Raw genomic sequence first — 14,869 nt, 5'->3', positions numbered from 1 at the left:
TCGGGGGCAGGCGGGTCAAGGGGAGCGGGTCAGGACGGCAGGGGAGCGGGGTCGAAGGCGTCGCTCGTGCCGTCCGGCCAGGTCACCAGGCAGCGCGGGCCGTCCCACGCCACGGCGGGCGGCTCGCCGGGCTCGGACGCGCCGAGGTGGATCGCCGCCGCGTACCAGACGCCCGTACGGGCGGGGCCGCTCGTCGCCCGCCACGGCACCAGCGTCCAGTGGGCGAGCGGCGAGGCGTCGTCCGCCGAGGTGACCCCGCCGGCGTCCAGCCCGGCCGCGTCCCACACCCCGGAGCAGGTCTTGCCGTTGCTCACCTGGGAAGCCCTGCTGTCCTCGTGCGGGCTGTCCTCGTGCGGGCTGTCCTCGTGCGGGCCGTCCGCCGGCAGCGGCCAGCCGCCGACCCGCAGCCGCGCCGTCCCCTGAGAAGCCGCCCCATCACCGGAGGGATCGGGCTGTACGCGGACCAGCCGCACCTCCCACGCCCCGCGCAGCACCGACAGCACCTCCAGCCACGGCCCCGGCCGCACCTCGCCGGAGCGCCCGGAGCCGTGATCGGGGGCGTCCTCGTCGGGCTTCACCCAGTGCGCCCGCCACCGCGACCCGCCGACGACGGTCCCGGTGGCGAGCCGTTCCAGGCGGAGCGTGTCGAAGCCGGTCCTGTGGCTCGGCTCGCCGTCCTCCGACAGCAGCGTGACCGACTGGTCCAGGGGCCGGGCGGCGTGCGGGCCGGCGAGCAGGGGAGAGGTGGCGGTCGAGTAGCCCAGGCGGGCGTACAGCGGCGAGTCCGTCAGATGCGAGCCGGGATGCGAGTGGTCGGTGCCGTGGTTGACGACGCGTACGACGCCGTCGGCCCGCGTCCCGCTGACCAGCCAGCCCGGGGCGGGCAGGACGCGGCCGTAGTCGCCGCGCTCGACCGGCAGCGGCTCCTCCACCGCCGTCCACACCGGGTGGTCGGCGGGCAGGGTCAGGCCGAAGAGCCCCTTGGACGCCCAGTACGGCGACCCGGGCCCCGAGTACGACTGCGCGATCGGCCGCCACGGCCCGTGCCAGCCCAGCGTCAGCAGCCCGTCATCGCCGGGGGCGCCGTGGGAGACGAAGTGGCGGGCGATTCCGGACGCGGCCCGCCGCAGCAGCCCGGGCGAGGGCGTGTCGAGACCGTACCTGGCGCCGGTCCAGAACGGCACGGCCGCGGCGAACCGGTAGGTGAGGCTGCGCCCCTGGATGAGCGGCGAGCCGTCGGCGCCGACGAGGTGCACCGCGTCCTGCAGGTAGCGTTCGAGCCGCCGCAGGTAGACGGGGCGGCGGGACTCCGCCTCGGGGCTGCCCGCGGCCATCTCGGCCCAGAGCAGCGGGTAGAACTGCAGCGCCCACCCGGCGTAGTGGTCGTAGGAGCGCTCGTCGCCGTCGGCGTACCAGCCGTCCTGGCGGGCGAAGCCGTCGGTCAGCGCCAGCCCCGCCTCGATGTCCTCCGCCGAGTACGGCCCGCCGACCGACTTGAGGAACTGCTCGACGACGATCTGGAACCACACCCAGTTGATCGGCGGATACCACGAGCCGATGGCGGGCTTGAGGTAGTCGACGACCTGCTCCTGCACGACGGGATCGAGCCGGTCCCACAGCCAGGGCCTGGTCAGGTGCAGGACGAGCGCGAGCGAGGCGGCCTCGACCTTGGCCTGGTCGTGCTCGTCGAGCCGGACCCAGCGCTCGGGGGAGTGCGGGTCGGTCCCGGCGGCGATGCCGTCGGCGTACCACTCCATGAGGTTGAGCGGGTCTTCGCCGTTCTCGCCCGTGACGCGGAAGCCGGCGGCGAGGAACGTGCGGGCGAAGCCTTCGAGCGCGTCCACGTCGGGGCCGTAGCCGCCGGGCCGGCCGGGGAAGGAGACCCTGGCGCGCCCCGGCGAGGTGTGGCGGCGGGCCGCCAGCAGCATGCGGTCGGCCAGATCTGCCCAGTGTGCGCGCGTCCACCCGGTGAACGGTGACAGCCGCGGGTCGTCCAGGGGCGGCATTCACGAGTCCCTTCGTGCCGGAACGATGTTTACGTAACCATCGATTCACGCGATGGTTACAGCGCCCCGGTTGCCCGTCAAGCGGTCACGAGCCCATCCGGCCGCTTTGTTGAGCAGTTGTGATCTAAGCCGAACGTTGATGATCGGATCGATTGGATTGCCTCTTGACTGTTTCGACATGCTCGCGCTTAACTCCATGGCAACGCCGACCGATCACAGATGAACGAAGCTGATCGTTTGCCGATCGGATCCATCCAGGCGCCCTTCTCTCGCCGTGCCGTCATGCGCGCGTGCCGAGACACCCCTGACGTCATCGCGTAACAAGGAGCATCAGGTTGAACAGCAGATTCCGCGTCGCCGGCCGGCCGAACGGGCACATGGGCGCGTCCCGATGACGCGACCCCAGGCCCTGCTGGTCATGAACCCGGACACCTACCGGCTGCAGTTCGGGCAGCGGCAGCTGCACCGGCTGCGCGAGATGGCCGAGCTGGGCGACCCGATCTGCGTCGACGACCTGGACACCCCCTCCGCACGGCGCCGCCTGCGGGAGAGCGAGGTGCTGCTGACCTCCTGGGGCTGCCCGCCGCTGACCACGGAACGGCTGGCCGACGCCCCTCGCCTGCGCGCCATCTTCCACTGCGCCGGCACCGTGCGCCCGTTCGTCACCGACGAGGTGTGGCGCCGCGGCATCGTGGTGACCAGCGCCGCCGACGCCAACGCCATCCCGGTCGCCGAGTTCACGCTCGCCGCGGTCATCTTCGCCGGCAAGAAGGCGCCGTTCCTCGCCCAGGACGCGCGCAAGCACCGCGACGACTGGTCCTACGCCTCACAGCGCGGCGAGCTGAGCAACCGCGGCCGCACGGTCGGCGTGGTCGGCTTCTCGCGGGTGGGCCGCCGGGTCGTCGAACGGCTGCGCAGCCTGGAGGTGGACGTGCTGGTCTCGGACCCGTACGCGGCGCAGGAAGAGGTGAGCGCCGCGGGCGGCCGCCTGGTCGAGCTGCCCGAGCTGCTGCGCCGCTGCCACGTGCTCACCCTGCACGTGCCCTCGCTGCCCGCCACCCGGCACCTCATCGGCGCCGCCGAGCTGGCCATGCTGCGCGACGGCGCGACCGTCATCAACACCGCGCGCGGCGCCGTGCTCGACACCGCCGCGCTGGAGCGCGAGTGCGCCTCCGGGCGGCTCGACGCCATCCTCGACGTCACCGACCCCGAGCCGCTGCCCGCCGAGTCGGTGCTGTACGAGCTGCCCAACGTCATGATCACCCCCCACATCGCCGGCTCGCTGGGCAGCGAGACCCGGCGCATGAGCGACAGCGCTCTCGACGAACTCGAACGCCACCTGGCCGGCCTGCCGCTGCGCACGGCCGTCACGCCGGACGAGTTCGCCGTCAGCGCCTGACCAACCCCCCTGCGACGGAGAGGAGACCGGATCAATGATCACGTCAGGCAAGGGCGGTGCGCGGCGGCAGGCGGTCAAGGGCCTGGCCCTGGCGGGCGCGCTCTCGCTCACCCTCGCGGCCTGCGGCTCGGGCGACCCCGAGCCGGCCGACCCCAACGGCAAGATCACGCTGAGCGTCACGGTGTGGAACCTGGCCAAGACGCCCGAGTTCAAGGCGCTGTTCGACGCCTTCCAGCAGGCCAACCCGAACATCACCATCAAGCCGGTCGACATCCTCGCCGATGACTATCCGGAGAAGGTCACCACCATGCTGGCGGGCGGTGACAAGACCGACGTGATCACGATGAAGAACGTCACCGACTACTCCCGCTACTCCAGCCGCAACCAGCTCCTCGACCTCACCGACATGGTGAAGTCGACCGACACGAGCAAGCTCGCCGGCCTGGACGCCTTCGACGTCGGCGGCAAGTACTACGCGCTGCCGTACCGGCAGGACTTCTGGCTGCTCTACTACAACAAGACGCTGCTCGACAAGGCGGGCGTCAAGCTGCCCGAGCCGATGACCTGGGACGACTACGTCAAGATCGCCAAGCAGCTCACGTCGGGCGAGGGCGGCGACAAGGTCTACGGCGCCTACCACCACACCTGGCGCTCGGTCGTGCAGGCCGTCTCCGCCGCGCAGACCGGCGGCGATCAGCTCGGCGGCGACTACACGTTCTTTACCGACCAGTACAACGTGGCCAAGGGCCTCCAGGACGCCGGCGCCGTGCTCGACTTCGGCACCGCCAAGTCGCAGCAGGCCGACTACCGCACCCAGTTCGAGAGCGGCAAGACCGCGATGATGCCCATGGGCACCTGGTACATCTCCGGCATCCTCGAGGCCAAGGAGAAGGGCGCCACCGACGTCGAGTGGGGCCTTGCGCCCATGCCGCAGCGGCCCGGCGCCACCGGCGTCACCACGTTCGGCTCGCCGACCGCGTTCGCCGTCAACAAGCGCTCCGAACACGCCGACGCCGCCAAGAAGTTCGTCGAGTTCGCCGCGAGCAAGGCCGGCGCCGAGGCGATCACGAAGGTCGGCGTGGTGCCGGCGCTGCAGACGCCCGAGATCACCGAGGCGTACTTCGGGCTCAAGGGCATGCCGGAGGACGAGCTGTCGAAGAAGGCGTTCGAGCCCGACAAGGTCGTGCTGGAGATGCCGGTCAGCGAGCACACCTCCGACATCGACACGATCCTCAACGAGGAACACGAGCTGATCATGGTCGGCGACAAGTCGATCGCCGACGGCATCCGCTCCATGAACGAGCGCGTCAAGAGCGAAGTACTCAACTAGGGCGGTCGCGGGCCCGGGCCGCCGTCCGGGCCCTCCGGCGCCTCACGGAGAGTTCCGAAGGACACCATGACACAGGCAATGACGCGACCGCTGCCGCCGGCCGCACCGCCCCGCCGCCGACGCTCCTGGCGCAACATCCTCGTCGGCTGGAGCTTCATCCTCCCGAACTTCATCGGCTTCGCCCTGTTCACGCTCGTGCCGATGCTGGCCGCGTTCGCGCTGGCGTTCCTCGACTGGGACTCCTACAGCACCCCCGAATGGGTCGGGCTGGAGAACTTCGAGCGGCTGTGGCGCGACCAGAACTTCCACGTCGCGCTGCGCAACACGCTCTTCTACGCGGCCGGGCACATCCCGCTGACGCTGGCCGTCGCGCTCGGCCTGGCCATCGTCCTCGACAGGAAGATCCGCGGCGTGCAGTTCTTCCGCACCGCCGCGTTCTTCCCGTACATCACCTCGCTGGTCGCCGTCGCGGTCGTGTGGAACATGCTGTTCAACCCGACCGCGGGCCCGATCAACCAGTTCCTGGAGGCGATCGGCATCTCCGATCCGCCGCGCTGGGTGGCCAGCACCGACTGGGCGATGCCCGCCGTCATCATCACCAGCGTGTGGCGGGACATGGGCTACTACATGGTGCTCTACCTGGCCGGCCTGCAGACCATCCCGCGCGAGTACTACGAGGCCGCCAGGGTGGACGGCGCCGGCGCCTGGCAGCGCTTCTGGAACGTCACGCTGCCCTGCCTGCGGCCCACCACGTTCTTCGTCCTGGTCATGCTGACGATCCAGAGCTTCAAGGTGCTGGACCTGATCGTGGTGATGACCGACGGCGGCCCCGGGCGCAGCACGCTCGTGCTGGCCCAGCTCGTCTACCGCGAAGGCATCCGCGAGGGCCAGTTCGGCTACTCATCGGCCATCGCGCTGGTGCTGTTCCTCATCGTGCTGACGGTGACCGTCCTTCAGTTCCGACTCAACGAGCGCAGGAGCACGTCATGACCGCGCTGCCAGGAGCCGCCACCGAGGCGGGCGCCGCCGGCGGGCGCAGCCGCGCGCGGCGGCTGCTCCGCACCGTCCCCGCCTACATCGGCCTGATCGTGATCGCGGCGCTGGTGCTGGTGCCGTTCGCGTGGATGGTGTCGTCCTCCCTCAAACGCGACAACCAGGTCTTCTCGGTGCCGATCCAGTGGATCCCCGACGAGCTGCGCTGGCAGAACTTCGTGGAGATCTGGGAACGCATCCCGCTGCTCACCTACCTCGGCAACTCGGCGTTCCTGTCCGTCACGATCACCGCGCTGCAGGTGCTGACCGGCAGCTTCGCCGCCTACGGCTTCTCCAAGGTGCGCTTCCCCGGCAGGGACGGGTTGTTCCTCGCCTACATCGCGACCATCGCGGTGCCGTGGCAGGCGTACATGGTGCCGCAGTACATCATGATGCAGCGGGCCGAGCTGACCGACACGTTCTTGTCGATCATTCTGCTCCAGGCGTTCAGCGCGTTCGGCGTCTTCCTCATGCGGCAGTACTACATGTCGATCCCCGACGACCTGTGCGAGGCGGCGCGCATCGACGGGCTCAGCGAGTACGGCATCTACCGCCGCATCATGCTGCCGCTGTCGAAACCGGCGCTGGCCAGCCTGGCGCTGCTGACGTTCGTCAACACCTGGAACGACTACATGGGGCCGTTCATCTACCTGACCAGCAACGAGCTGTGGACGGTGCAGCTCGGCCTGCGCTCGTTCGTCGGCCAGTACGAGGCCGAGTACGCGATGATCATGACCGGCTCGGTGCTGTCGGTGCTGCCGATCCTGGTGATCTTCCTGTTCGGCCAGCGGTACTTCATCCGCGGCATCGCGACGAGCGGGCTCAAGGGATGAGCGCGCCGCGGAACGTCTCCGAGGGCGGCGGGGTCGCACGGCGGCTGCTGCGCCCCGCCCGCCAGGAGACCTACGAGAAGGTGTTCTCCACCGTCTACGTCGGCCTCATGACGAACGTGCTGCTGGCGATCTCCTGCGCGCCGCTGCTGTTCGCGCTGGCCGTCGTGCGCGACCCGCTGGCTTCGTGGCCGTTCTTCGGCGTGCTGTCGCTGCTGTGCGCGCCGGCGCTGACGGGCGCGTTCGGCTGCTTCGAGGCGCTGGACGAGGGCGGCACCGGCGTGCTGCGCGCGTTCTGGGGCGCCTACCGGCGGGCCTGGCGGCGCGCCCTGGCCGTGTGGGCGGCGGCGGGGACGGCGGTCGCGGTGCTCGCGGTGGACGCGGCGGCCGTGGCGGGCACCGGCTGGGGCCCGGCCCTGGTGCCGTTCTTCTGCACCGCCGCCGCGCTGGTGATCTCGGTGGCGTTCGCGCTGCTGACGCTGGCCGGCGAGCCCGGCACGCGGCTGCGCTCCCTGGTGCTGCCCTGCCTGTTCCTGGTCGCCCGCCGCTGGTACCTGGCGGCGGCGACCCTCGTCGTGCTCGGCCTCGCCGTCGCGGTCGTCCTGGTCAAGCCGGTGGCGGGCCTGCTCCTGCTGGCCTCCCCGCTGCTGTACGCGGCCTGGGCGACCATGCGGTACGTCGTCGCGCCGGCCCGCTGAGGAGGCGTGGCGTACGGCCGCTCCTTCGGGCCGCCGTGGTATCACGAGAATCATGAAGAATCTTGCGGGCGCGGGCATCTGGAGCACGCAACTGAGGCACGGTGACCCGGGAGAGGCCGCCGAAGCGGCCGCCGAGCTGGAGGAACTCGGGTTCACCGCCTTGTGGATACCCGACGTCGGAGGGCCGGTGTTCGAGGCGGTCGAGCGGCTGCTGTCGGCCACCCGGCAGGCGACGATCGCCACCGGCATCCTGAACCTGTGGATGCACACCGCCGAGGAGACCGCCGCCTCGCATGCGTCGCTGTCGGCCGCGCACGGCGACCGGTTCCTGCTCGGCATCGGGGTCAGCCACGCCCCGCTCATCGACTCGACCGAGCCCGGCCGCTACCGCCGCCCGCTCGCCGCCATGTCGGCCTTCCTCGACGGGCTCGACACCGCCGAGCGGCCCGTACGGCCCGGCGACCGGGTGCTCGCCGCGCTCGGTCCCAAGATGCTGGAGCTGGCCAAGGAGCGTTCGCGCGGCGCCCACCCGTACCTCGTCACCGTCGACCACACCCGCCAGGCCCGCGAGGCGCTGGGCGCGGGCCCGCTGCTGCTGCCCGAGCAGACCGCGATCCTGTGCTCCAGCCGCGACGAGGCGCGCGCCATCGGCACCGACTGGCTGCGCGGCTACCTGTCCCTGCCCAACTACGCCAACAACCTGCTGCGGCTCGGCTTCTCCCAGGAGGACCTGGAGACCGTCAGCGACCGGCTGTTCGACGCGCTCATCGCCTGGGGCGACGAGGAGGCCGTCAAGCGCCGGGTGGACGAGCACCGCGCGGCAGGCGCCGACCACGTGACCGTCCAGGTGCTCACCGACGACCCCAAGGGCTTCCCGCGCGATGAGTGGCGCAGGCTCGGCCCGGCGCTGAACGGCTAGAGCGGACTCTGCGGGCCGCCCGCCTCCCGGAGCGGTGCCCGACGCGCTCGGCGCGCTGCGGTCCGCACCCGCCTACCACTGGTCACCGCGGGACGACAGCCTCTCATAATGGGGAAAACCGTCGCACCGCCGTCGTCAGCAGAGACCTGGAGGCGAGCCGCCTTGTACCTCATGCGCATCGGAGCCCCCGGCGCCGAGAAGCCCGTCGTCCGCGTCGACGACACCCGCTACGTCGACGTCTCCGACGTCACCCCCGACTTCGACGAGCGCTTCTTCGCGGGGGGCGGCCCCGCATCCATCGCCTCCGTGGTCGATGAGCGCATCGCCCGCGGCGACGTACGCGAGTTCGCCGGCGAACGCGTCGGCGCGCCCATCGCCCGGCCGCACCAGATCCTGTGCATCGGGCTCAACTACAGCGACCACGCCGCCGAGACCGGACAGGCGGTGCCGAAGGAGCCGATCCTGTTCACCAAGTCGCCGAACACGCTCGTCGGCCCGTACGACGACGTGCGCATCCCGCGCGGCGCCACCAAGACCGACTGGGAGGTGGAGCTGGGCATCGTCATCGGCCGCCGCACCTCCTACCTCGACTCGGTCGAGGAGGCCAGGGACGCGATCGCCGGCTACTGCGTGGTCAACGACGTCAGCGAGCGCTCCTTCCAGATGGAGCGCGGCGGGCAGTGGAGCAAGGGCAAGTCGGCCGAGACGTTCAACCCGGCAGGGCCCTGGCTGGTCACCCCCGACGAGATCCCCGACGTGCGCGACCTCGGCATGTGGCTGAACGTCAACGGCGTGCGCCGCCAGACCGGCAACACCAAGACCATGATCTTCGACCCGTACGTGATCGTGCACCACCTGAGCCAGTTCATGGTCCTGGAGCCCGGCGACCTCATCGACACCGGCACCCCGCCCGGCGTCGGCATGGGCCACGACCCGCAGATCTGGCTCCAGCCCGGCGACGTCATGGAGCTGGGCATCGACGGCCTGGGCAGCCAGCGGCAGACCGTCGTCGGACCCCGCTAGATGCGCGCCCTGGTGCTCACCGGGCCGGGCAAGGCCGAGGTCCAGGACGTCGAGCCGCCGCACGCCGCGCCCGGCGAGGTCGTGGTGGACGTCGAGCGGGCCGGCGTGTGCGGCACCGACGTCGAGCTGTTCACCGGCCGGATGAGCTACCTGAGCACCGGGCGCGCCTGGTACCCGCTGCGGCCGGGCCACGAGTGGTGCGGCCGGGTCAGCGCCGTCGGCGACGGCGTGGACCCCGCCTGGCTCGGCCGCCGCGTCACCGGCGACACCATGCTCGGCTGCGGCCGGTGCGCGCGCTGCCTGGCCGGGCGGCACCACGTGTGCGCCGACCTCGCCGAGATCGGCATCAGCAGGGGCCGCCCCGGCGCGCTCGCCGAGCGGCTCCCCGTACCGGCCGCCGCGCTGCACGCCCTGCCCGACGACCTGGACCCCGCGCTCGGCGCGCTGGTCGAGCCGGGCGGCAACGCGCTGCGCGCCGTACGCGCCGCCGCGCTCGGCTCGGGGGAGCGGCTGCTCGTCCTCGGCACCGGCACCATCGGCCTGCTCGCCGCGCTGTTCGCGCGCGCCCAGAGCGTCGAGGTCCACCTGCTCGGCCGCGACCCCGCCCAGCTCGGCCTGGCCACCGATCTCGGCTTCTCCGGCGTCTGGACCCGCGCCGAGCTGCCCGGCCTGCCCTGGCACGCGGTCATCGACGCCTCCACCGCGCCCGAGCTGCCCGGGCTCGCCCTCGACCTGGTCGAGCCGGGCGGCCGCGCCGTCTACATCGGCCTCGCACCGGACCCGTCCACGGTCGACACCCGTGACCTGGTGCTGAAGGACGTGACGGCAGTCGGTATTCTCGGCGGTTCAGCCGGACTCGACGGGGCCGCCGCGGCCTACGCCGACGGCTCGGTGGACGCCCGGCCGCTGGTCGCCGCCACGATCGGGCTCGCCGAGACCGCCGAGGCGCTGGCCGGGCGCCGCCCCGAAGGCCCAGGACCCAAGATCCACATCGACCCGCGACGCTAAGGAAGCACCCATCGTGATCGACCAGCCGGACCCCGCACTCCTCGCCGCGGTCGAGGCCGCCGTGCCGGGGATCGCCCGGACGAGGGCGAGCGACCGGCTCGGCCTGGCCCACGACGCCTCCCACTACCTGCTCACCCCGCAGGCCGTCCTGGTGCCGCGGGACACCGCCCAGGTCGCCGCGCTGCTCAAGGCCGGGCTGCCGATCACGTTCCGCTCCGGCGGCACCAGCCTCAGCGGGCAGGGCGTCAGCGACAAGCTGCTGGTCGACACCCGCCGTCACTTCCGCGGCATCGAGGTGCTCGACGACGGCGCCCGCGTACGCGTCCAGCCCGGCGCCGTGCTCCGGCAGGTCAACGCCAGACTCGCCCCCTACGGCCGCAAGCTCGGCCCCGACCCCGCCAGCGAGTCGGCCTGCACCATCGGCGGCGTCGTCGCCAACAACTCCAGCGGCATGACCTGCGGCACGCACGCCAACACGTACCGGACGCTCGCATCCATGACGCTCGTGCTGCCCAGCGGCACCGTCATCGACACCGGCGCGCCCGACGCCGACGAGCGGCTGCGCGCGCTCGAACCCGCGCTCTTCGAGGGCCTGGCCCGCCTGCGCGACCGCGTGCGCGGCAACCCCGAGTCCGTGCGCCGCATCCAGGCCCAGTTCTCGCTGAAGAACACCATGGGCTACGGCCTCAACAGCTTCCTCGACCACGACACGCCCGCCCAGATCCTCGCCCACCTGGTCATCGGCAGCGAGGGCACGCTCGGGTTCGTCGCCGAGGCCGTCTTCCGCACCGTGCCCGCGCACCGCCTGGCCGCCACCGGCCTGCTCGTCTTCCCCGCGCTGCGCGAGGCCATGGCCGCCATGCCCGCGCTGGTCGCCGCCGAGCCCGCCGCCGTCGAGCTGCTCGACGCCGAGTCCCTGCGCGTCGCCCAGACCGACCCCAAGGCCGACGACGTGCTGCGCACGCTCGCCGTCCAGGACCACGCCGCGCTGCTCATCGAGTGGCAGGAGTCCGACGCCGACCTGCTCGCCGAGCGCGAGCGCGCCGCCGAGCGGGCGTTCGCCGAGCTGCGCCTCGCCGTGCCCGCCAGGCTCAGCCGCGACCCCGGCGGCCGGGCCGGGCTCTGGCACATCCGCAAGGGCCTGTACGCCGCCGTCGCCGGAGCCCGCCCCAGCGGCACCACCGCCCTGCTCGAAGACGTCGCCGTCCCCGTGGCCGCACTGGCCGACCTGTGCGACGACCTCACCGCCCTGTTCGCCGCCCACCGCTACGAACGCAGCGTCATCTTCGGCCACGCCAAGGACGGCAACCTGCACTTCATGATCAACGAGCGGTTCGGCACCGAGCTCGACCGCTACGCCGCCTTCACCGAGGACATGGTGGCGGCCGTGCTCGATCGTGGCGGCACGCTCAAGGCCGAGCACGGCACCGGCCGCGTCATGGCCCCGTTCGTCCGCCGCCAGTACGGCGACGAGCTGTACGAGGTGATGCGCGAGGTCAAGCGCCTGTGCGACCCGGCCGGCACGCTCAACCCCGGCGTCGTGCTCACCGATGACGACGAGGCCCACCTGCGCGACCTCAAACGGGTCGTCAGCGTCGAGCCCGAGGTGGACCGCTGCGTCGAGTGCGGCTACTGCGAGCCCGTCTGCCCCAGCCGCGACCTGACCACCACGCCCCGGCAGCGCATCGTGCTGCGCCGCGAGCTGGCCGCCGCCCGCGCCGCCGGCGACCACGCGCTCGCCCGCGAGCTGGAGTCCGAGTACGGCTACGACGCCGTCGACACCTGCGCCGTGGACGGCATGTGCGCCACCGCCTGCCCCGTCCTCATCAACACCGGCGACCTCACCAAGCGGCTGCGCGCCGAGCGGCACGGCCGCCTGGTGAACAAGGGCTGGGCGTCGGCCGCCCGCCACTGGGACGGCGTCACCCGGGCCATGAACCTCGCACTCGACACCGCCGCCGTCGCCCCCGCCCCGCTGTCCGAGGCCGCCGCCCGTGCCGCGCGGCGGGTGGCCGGAGCGGACGCGGTGCCGCAGTGGTCGCGCGACCTGCCCAAGGGCGGCGCCCGCCGCCGTCCCCGCCCGTCGCGCCGGCCCGCCGCGATCTACCTGCCGTCCTGCCTGAACACGATGTTCGCGCCCGCCGCCGGTGGGCCCGGCGTGATGACCGCGTTCCAGCGGCTCGCCGCCCGCGCCGGAGTCGAGCTGCTCGTCCCGGAGGGGATCGCGAGCCTGTGCTGCGGCACGCCGTGGTCGTCCAAGGGGTACGGCGACGGCCACGCCACGATGGCGGAGCAGGTCCGCACGGCCCTCGGCCGCCTGGGCTTGGCCGGGGACACCGTGCCGGACGGAGGTTCGGCCGGTGACGCGGCGCAGGACGGTGGCCCGGCCGGTGACACGGCTCCGGGCGCTCCGGCTCTGGGCGCCGCGGGCGGGGAGCGCATCCCGGTCGTCAGCGACGCCGCCTCCTGTACGGAGGGCTTCCGCCACCTGCTCCCCGGCGTCGAGGTGCTCGACGCGGTCGCCTACACCGCCGAGCACCTCCTGCCCCGCCTGACCGTCAAGCGCCGCCTGCCGAACCTGGCCCTGCACCCCACCTGCTCGTCCACCCGCCTCGGCCTCGACGCCGCCATCACGCGGCTCGCCGAGGCGATCGCCGAGAAGGTGGTCGTGCCGGAGGGCTGGCAGTGCTGCGCCTTCGCCGGCGACCGCGGCCTGCTCCACCCCGAGCTGACCGCCTCGGCCACCCGCGCGGAGGCCGTCGCCGTCCAGGCCTCAGGCTGCACCGCGCACGCCTCGGTCAACCGCACGTGCGAGCTCGGCATGACCCGCGCCACTGGCAGGACGTACCATCACCTGCTCGAATACCTCGACCGCGCCACCGCCTGACGTGCGGCCGCCTGACGGGCCACCGCCTGATGCGCCACCCGCCCCCCTGACGTGCGGCCGCTTGTGCGGTGGAGCGTCAGGTGACGAACCGGAACAGCGGGCTGGACGGATCGATCTGCTCGATGCGGTGCGGCGCGGCCTCCATGCGCTTCAGCAGCGCCGGCAGGTCGTCGGGGCTGGACAGCTCGATGCCCACCAGCGCGGGGCCGGTCTCGCGGTTGTTGCGCTTGACGTACTCGAACAGCGTGATGTCGTCGTTGGGGCCGAGCACCTCGTCGAGGAAGCGGCGCAGCGCCCCCGGCTCCTGCGGGAACTCGACCAGGAAGTAGTGCTTGCGCTCCTCGTGGACGAGGGCGCGCTCGACGACCTCGGCGTACCGGCTGACGTCGTTGTTGCCGCCGGACAGCACGCAGATCACCGTGGCGCCCGCCGGGATGCCGGTCAGCGCGGGCGTGCGCAGCACGGCGGTGGCCAGCGCGCCCGCGGGCTCGGCGATGATGCCGTCGGTCTGGTACAGCGCCAGCATCTCGCTGCACACCTGACCCTCGGGGACCGACACGAGGTCCACGCCGGAGCTCACGATGATCGGGTACGTGACGTCGCCTACCCGGCGCACGGCGGCGCCGTCGACGAACGTGTCGATCGCGTCCAGCGTGACCGGACCTCCGGCCGCGACGGCGGCGGCCACGCAGGCGGCCCCGGCCGGCTCGACGCCGATCACCCGGGTGCCGGGATGCCGCTCGCGCAGCCAGGCCAGCGAACCGGCCAGCAGCCCGCCACCGCCCACCGGGACCACGACGACGTCCGGCGTCCTGCCGAGCTGCTCGACCGCCTCGCGCAGCACCGTGCCCTGCCCCGCGATCGTGCGTACGTCGTCGAACGCCGGAACCAGCGTCGCCCCCGTCGCCGCGGCGTCGGCCTTCGCCGCCGCGGACGCCTCGTCGTACGTCTCGCCGCCCAGCACGATCTCGATCATGTCGCCGCCGAGCGCGGCGATGCGGTCCCGCTTCTGCCTGGGCGTCAGGCGCGGCAGGTAGACCCGGCCGCGCACGCCCAGCGCCGAGCAGGCGTACGCGACCCCCTGGGCGTGGTTGCCCGCGCTGGCCGCGACCACCCCGGCCGCCCGCGCCGCCTCGCCGAGCTGCGCGATCAGGTTGAACGCCCCGCGCACCTTGTACGAGCGCACGGTCTGCTGGTCCTCGCGCTTGAGCCAGATCTCGGCCCCGGTCATCTGGGACAGGCGCGGGTTCCGCTCGAGCGGCGTCGTCGCCACGATCCCCGCCAGCCGCCCGGCTGCCGCATCCACATCGGCGGCACGGACGGCAGCCGCGGGGGACCACGTCACAGTAGCGGCCTGTGCTACGGCGATGGTGGCGTTGGCTGCGGACGCCGCCGCGGCGGATGCGTCCTCACGTGAATCACTCACGTCACATTTCCCCTTGATTGCGTATATGTCGATGCCGGAACCCCCGCCGGCCAGGCAACGCGCGTGGATCCCAGGGCAGCGCGGTGAAAGCCTGCTCTCAGGTTCTTAGTGCATCGAACCCGCCCGGCCAAATCGCCGGATCCCGGTAGGCCGGTTATCGGAGGGAATCGGGGGCGACACGGTCCGTCAAGCGGCCTGAAGCGACCCCGCAAGTCGCCTGAAATCAGCCGACGTCCCCCGTAAGCCGCTTGAAATCGCCTCAATGCACAGTAATGCCATCTCACGAACGCCCCCAGCCGAAAAGGATCGCC

11 protein-coding genes are annotated in these 14,869 nt (G+C 72.3%); 9 read left to right on the top strand and 2 right to left on the bottom strand.

The genetic code is table 11. The annotated features are described in order from the left end of the window. Window positions 1-29: 29 nt before the first annotated feature. Window positions 30-2,006, bottom strand: coding sequence for a DUF2264 domain-containing protein (locus AB0K67_RS26125; protein ID WP_364065199.1), 1,977 nt, complete (start codon window positions 2,004-2,006; stop codon window positions 30-32). 391 nt (window positions 2,007-2,397) lie between these two features. Between AB0K67_RS26125 and AB0K67_RS26120 the strand changes: the two genes are divergently transcribed. The 9 genes from AB0K67_RS26120 to AB0K67_RS26080 all read left to right on the top strand — a co-directional run bounded on the left by AB0K67_RS26120 (window position 2,398) and on the right by AB0K67_RS26080 (window position 13,132). Next, complete coding sequence (locus tag AB0K67_RS26120; RefSeq protein WP_364065196.1) at window positions 2,398-3,405, top strand: hydroxyacid dehydrogenase; 1,008 nt, start codon at window positions 2,398-2,400, stop codon at window positions 3,403-3,405. A 34-nt stretch (window positions 3,406-3,439) separates the two neighbouring features. After that, window positions 3,440-4,735, top strand: a complete 1,296-nt coding sequence (locus AB0K67_RS26115) for a sugar ABC transporter substrate-binding protein (protein WP_364065194.1) — start codon at window positions 3,440-3,442, stop codon at window positions 4,733-4,735. Window positions 4,736-4,813: 78 nt separating this feature from the next. Beyond that, complete coding sequence (locus AB0K67_RS26110; RefSeq protein ID WP_364065191.1) at window positions 4,814-5,725, top strand: sugar ABC transporter permease; 912 nt, start codon at window positions 4,814-4,816, stop codon at window positions 5,723-5,725. After that, the gene (locus AB0K67_RS26105; protein ID WP_364065189.1) at window positions 5,722-6,600 is read left to right on the top strand and encodes a carbohydrate ABC transporter permease; all 879 of its coding nucleotides are present in this window, start codon (window positions 5,722-5,724) and stop codon (window positions 6,598-6,600) included. The genes AB0K67_RS26110 and AB0K67_RS26105 overlap by 4 nt, the downstream gene beginning before the upstream one ends. Then, window positions 6,597-7,295 (top strand): hypothetical protein, encoded by a 699-nt coding sequence (locus AB0K67_RS26100; RefSeq protein ID WP_364065187.1) that lies wholly within the window; start codon window positions 6,597-6,599, stop codon window positions 7,293-7,295. The genes AB0K67_RS26105 and AB0K67_RS26100 overlap by 4 nt, the downstream gene beginning before the upstream one ends. A gap of 52 nt (window positions 7,296-7,347) precedes the next feature. Continuing rightward, window positions 7,348-8,214, top strand: a complete 867-nt coding sequence (locus AB0K67_RS26095) for an LLM class F420-dependent oxidoreductase (RefSeq protein WP_364065184.1) — start codon at window positions 7,348-7,350, stop codon at window positions 8,212-8,214. Between the two features lie 162 nt (window positions 8,215-8,376). Continuing rightward, window positions 8,377-9,237, top strand: coding sequence for a fumarylacetoacetate hydrolase family protein (locus AB0K67_RS26090; RefSeq protein ID WP_364065182.1), 861 nt, complete (start codon window positions 8,377-8,379; stop codon window positions 9,235-9,237). Continuing rightward, window positions 9,238-10,245, top strand: coding sequence for an alcohol dehydrogenase catalytic domain-containing protein (locus AB0K67_RS26085; RefSeq protein ID WP_364065179.1), 1,008 nt, complete (start codon window positions 9,238-9,240; stop codon window positions 10,243-10,245). Between the two features lie 13 nt (window positions 10,246-10,258). Then, on the top strand, window positions 10,259-13,132 hold the full coding sequence (locus AB0K67_RS26080) for an FAD-binding and (Fe-S)-binding domain-containing protein (protein WP_364065176.1): 2,874 nt from the start codon (window positions 10,259-10,261) through the stop codon (window positions 13,130-13,132). A 76-nt stretch (window positions 13,133-13,208) separates the two neighbouring features. Here AB0K67_RS26080 and ilvA read toward each other — a convergent pair whose 3' ends face one another. Beyond that, entirely contained in the window at window positions 13,209-14,558 is a 1,350-nt protein-coding gene (gene ilvA / locus AB0K67_RS26075; RefSeq protein WP_364065173.1) for a threonine ammonia-lyase IlvA, read from the bottom strand. Window positions 14,559-14,869 lie beyond the last annotated feature (311 nt).

The organism is Nonomuraea sp. NPDC052634, from assembly GCF_040678535.1.
Lineage (GTDB): Bacteria > Actinomycetota > Actinomycetes > Streptosporangiales > Streptosporangiaceae > Nonomuraea > Nonomuraea fastidiosa.
This window is presented reverse-complemented; position numbering and strand designations above follow the sequence as displayed.

Bases quoted from the DNA above. Each gene is read 5' to 3' on its own strand.
- AB0K67_RS26120 (WP_364065196.1), top strand. From the start codon at position 2,398: ATGACGCGACCCCAGGCCCTGCTGGTCATGAACCCGGACACCTACCGG.
- AB0K67_RS26105 (WP_364065189.1), top strand. From the start codon at position 5,722: ATGACCGCGCTGCCAGGAGCCGCCACCGAGGCGGGCGCCGCCGGCGGG.
- AB0K67_RS26125 (WP_364065199.1), bottom strand. From the start codon at position 2,006: ATGCCGCCCCTGGACGACCCGCGGCTGTCACCGTTCACCGGGTGGACG.
- AB0K67_RS26100 (WP_364065187.1), top strand. From the start codon at position 6,597: ATGAGCGCGCCGCGGAACGTCTCCGAGGGCGGCGGGGTCGCACGGCGG.
- AB0K67_RS26110 (WP_364065191.1), top strand. From the start codon at position 4,814: ATGACGCGACCGCTGCCGCCGGCCGCACCGCCCCGCCGCCGACGCTCC.
- AB0K67_RS26115 (WP_364065194.1), top strand. From the start codon at position 3,440: ATGATCACGTCAGGCAAGGGCGGTGCGCGGCGGCAGGCGGTCAAGGGC.
- AB0K67_RS26085 (WP_364065179.1), top strand. From the start codon at position 9,238: ATGCGCGCCCTGGTGCTCACCGGGCCGGGCAAGGCCGAGGTCCAGGAC.
- AB0K67_RS26095 (WP_364065184.1), top strand. From the start codon at position 7,348: ATGAAGAATCTTGCGGGCGCGGGCATCTGGAGCACGCAACTGAGGCAC.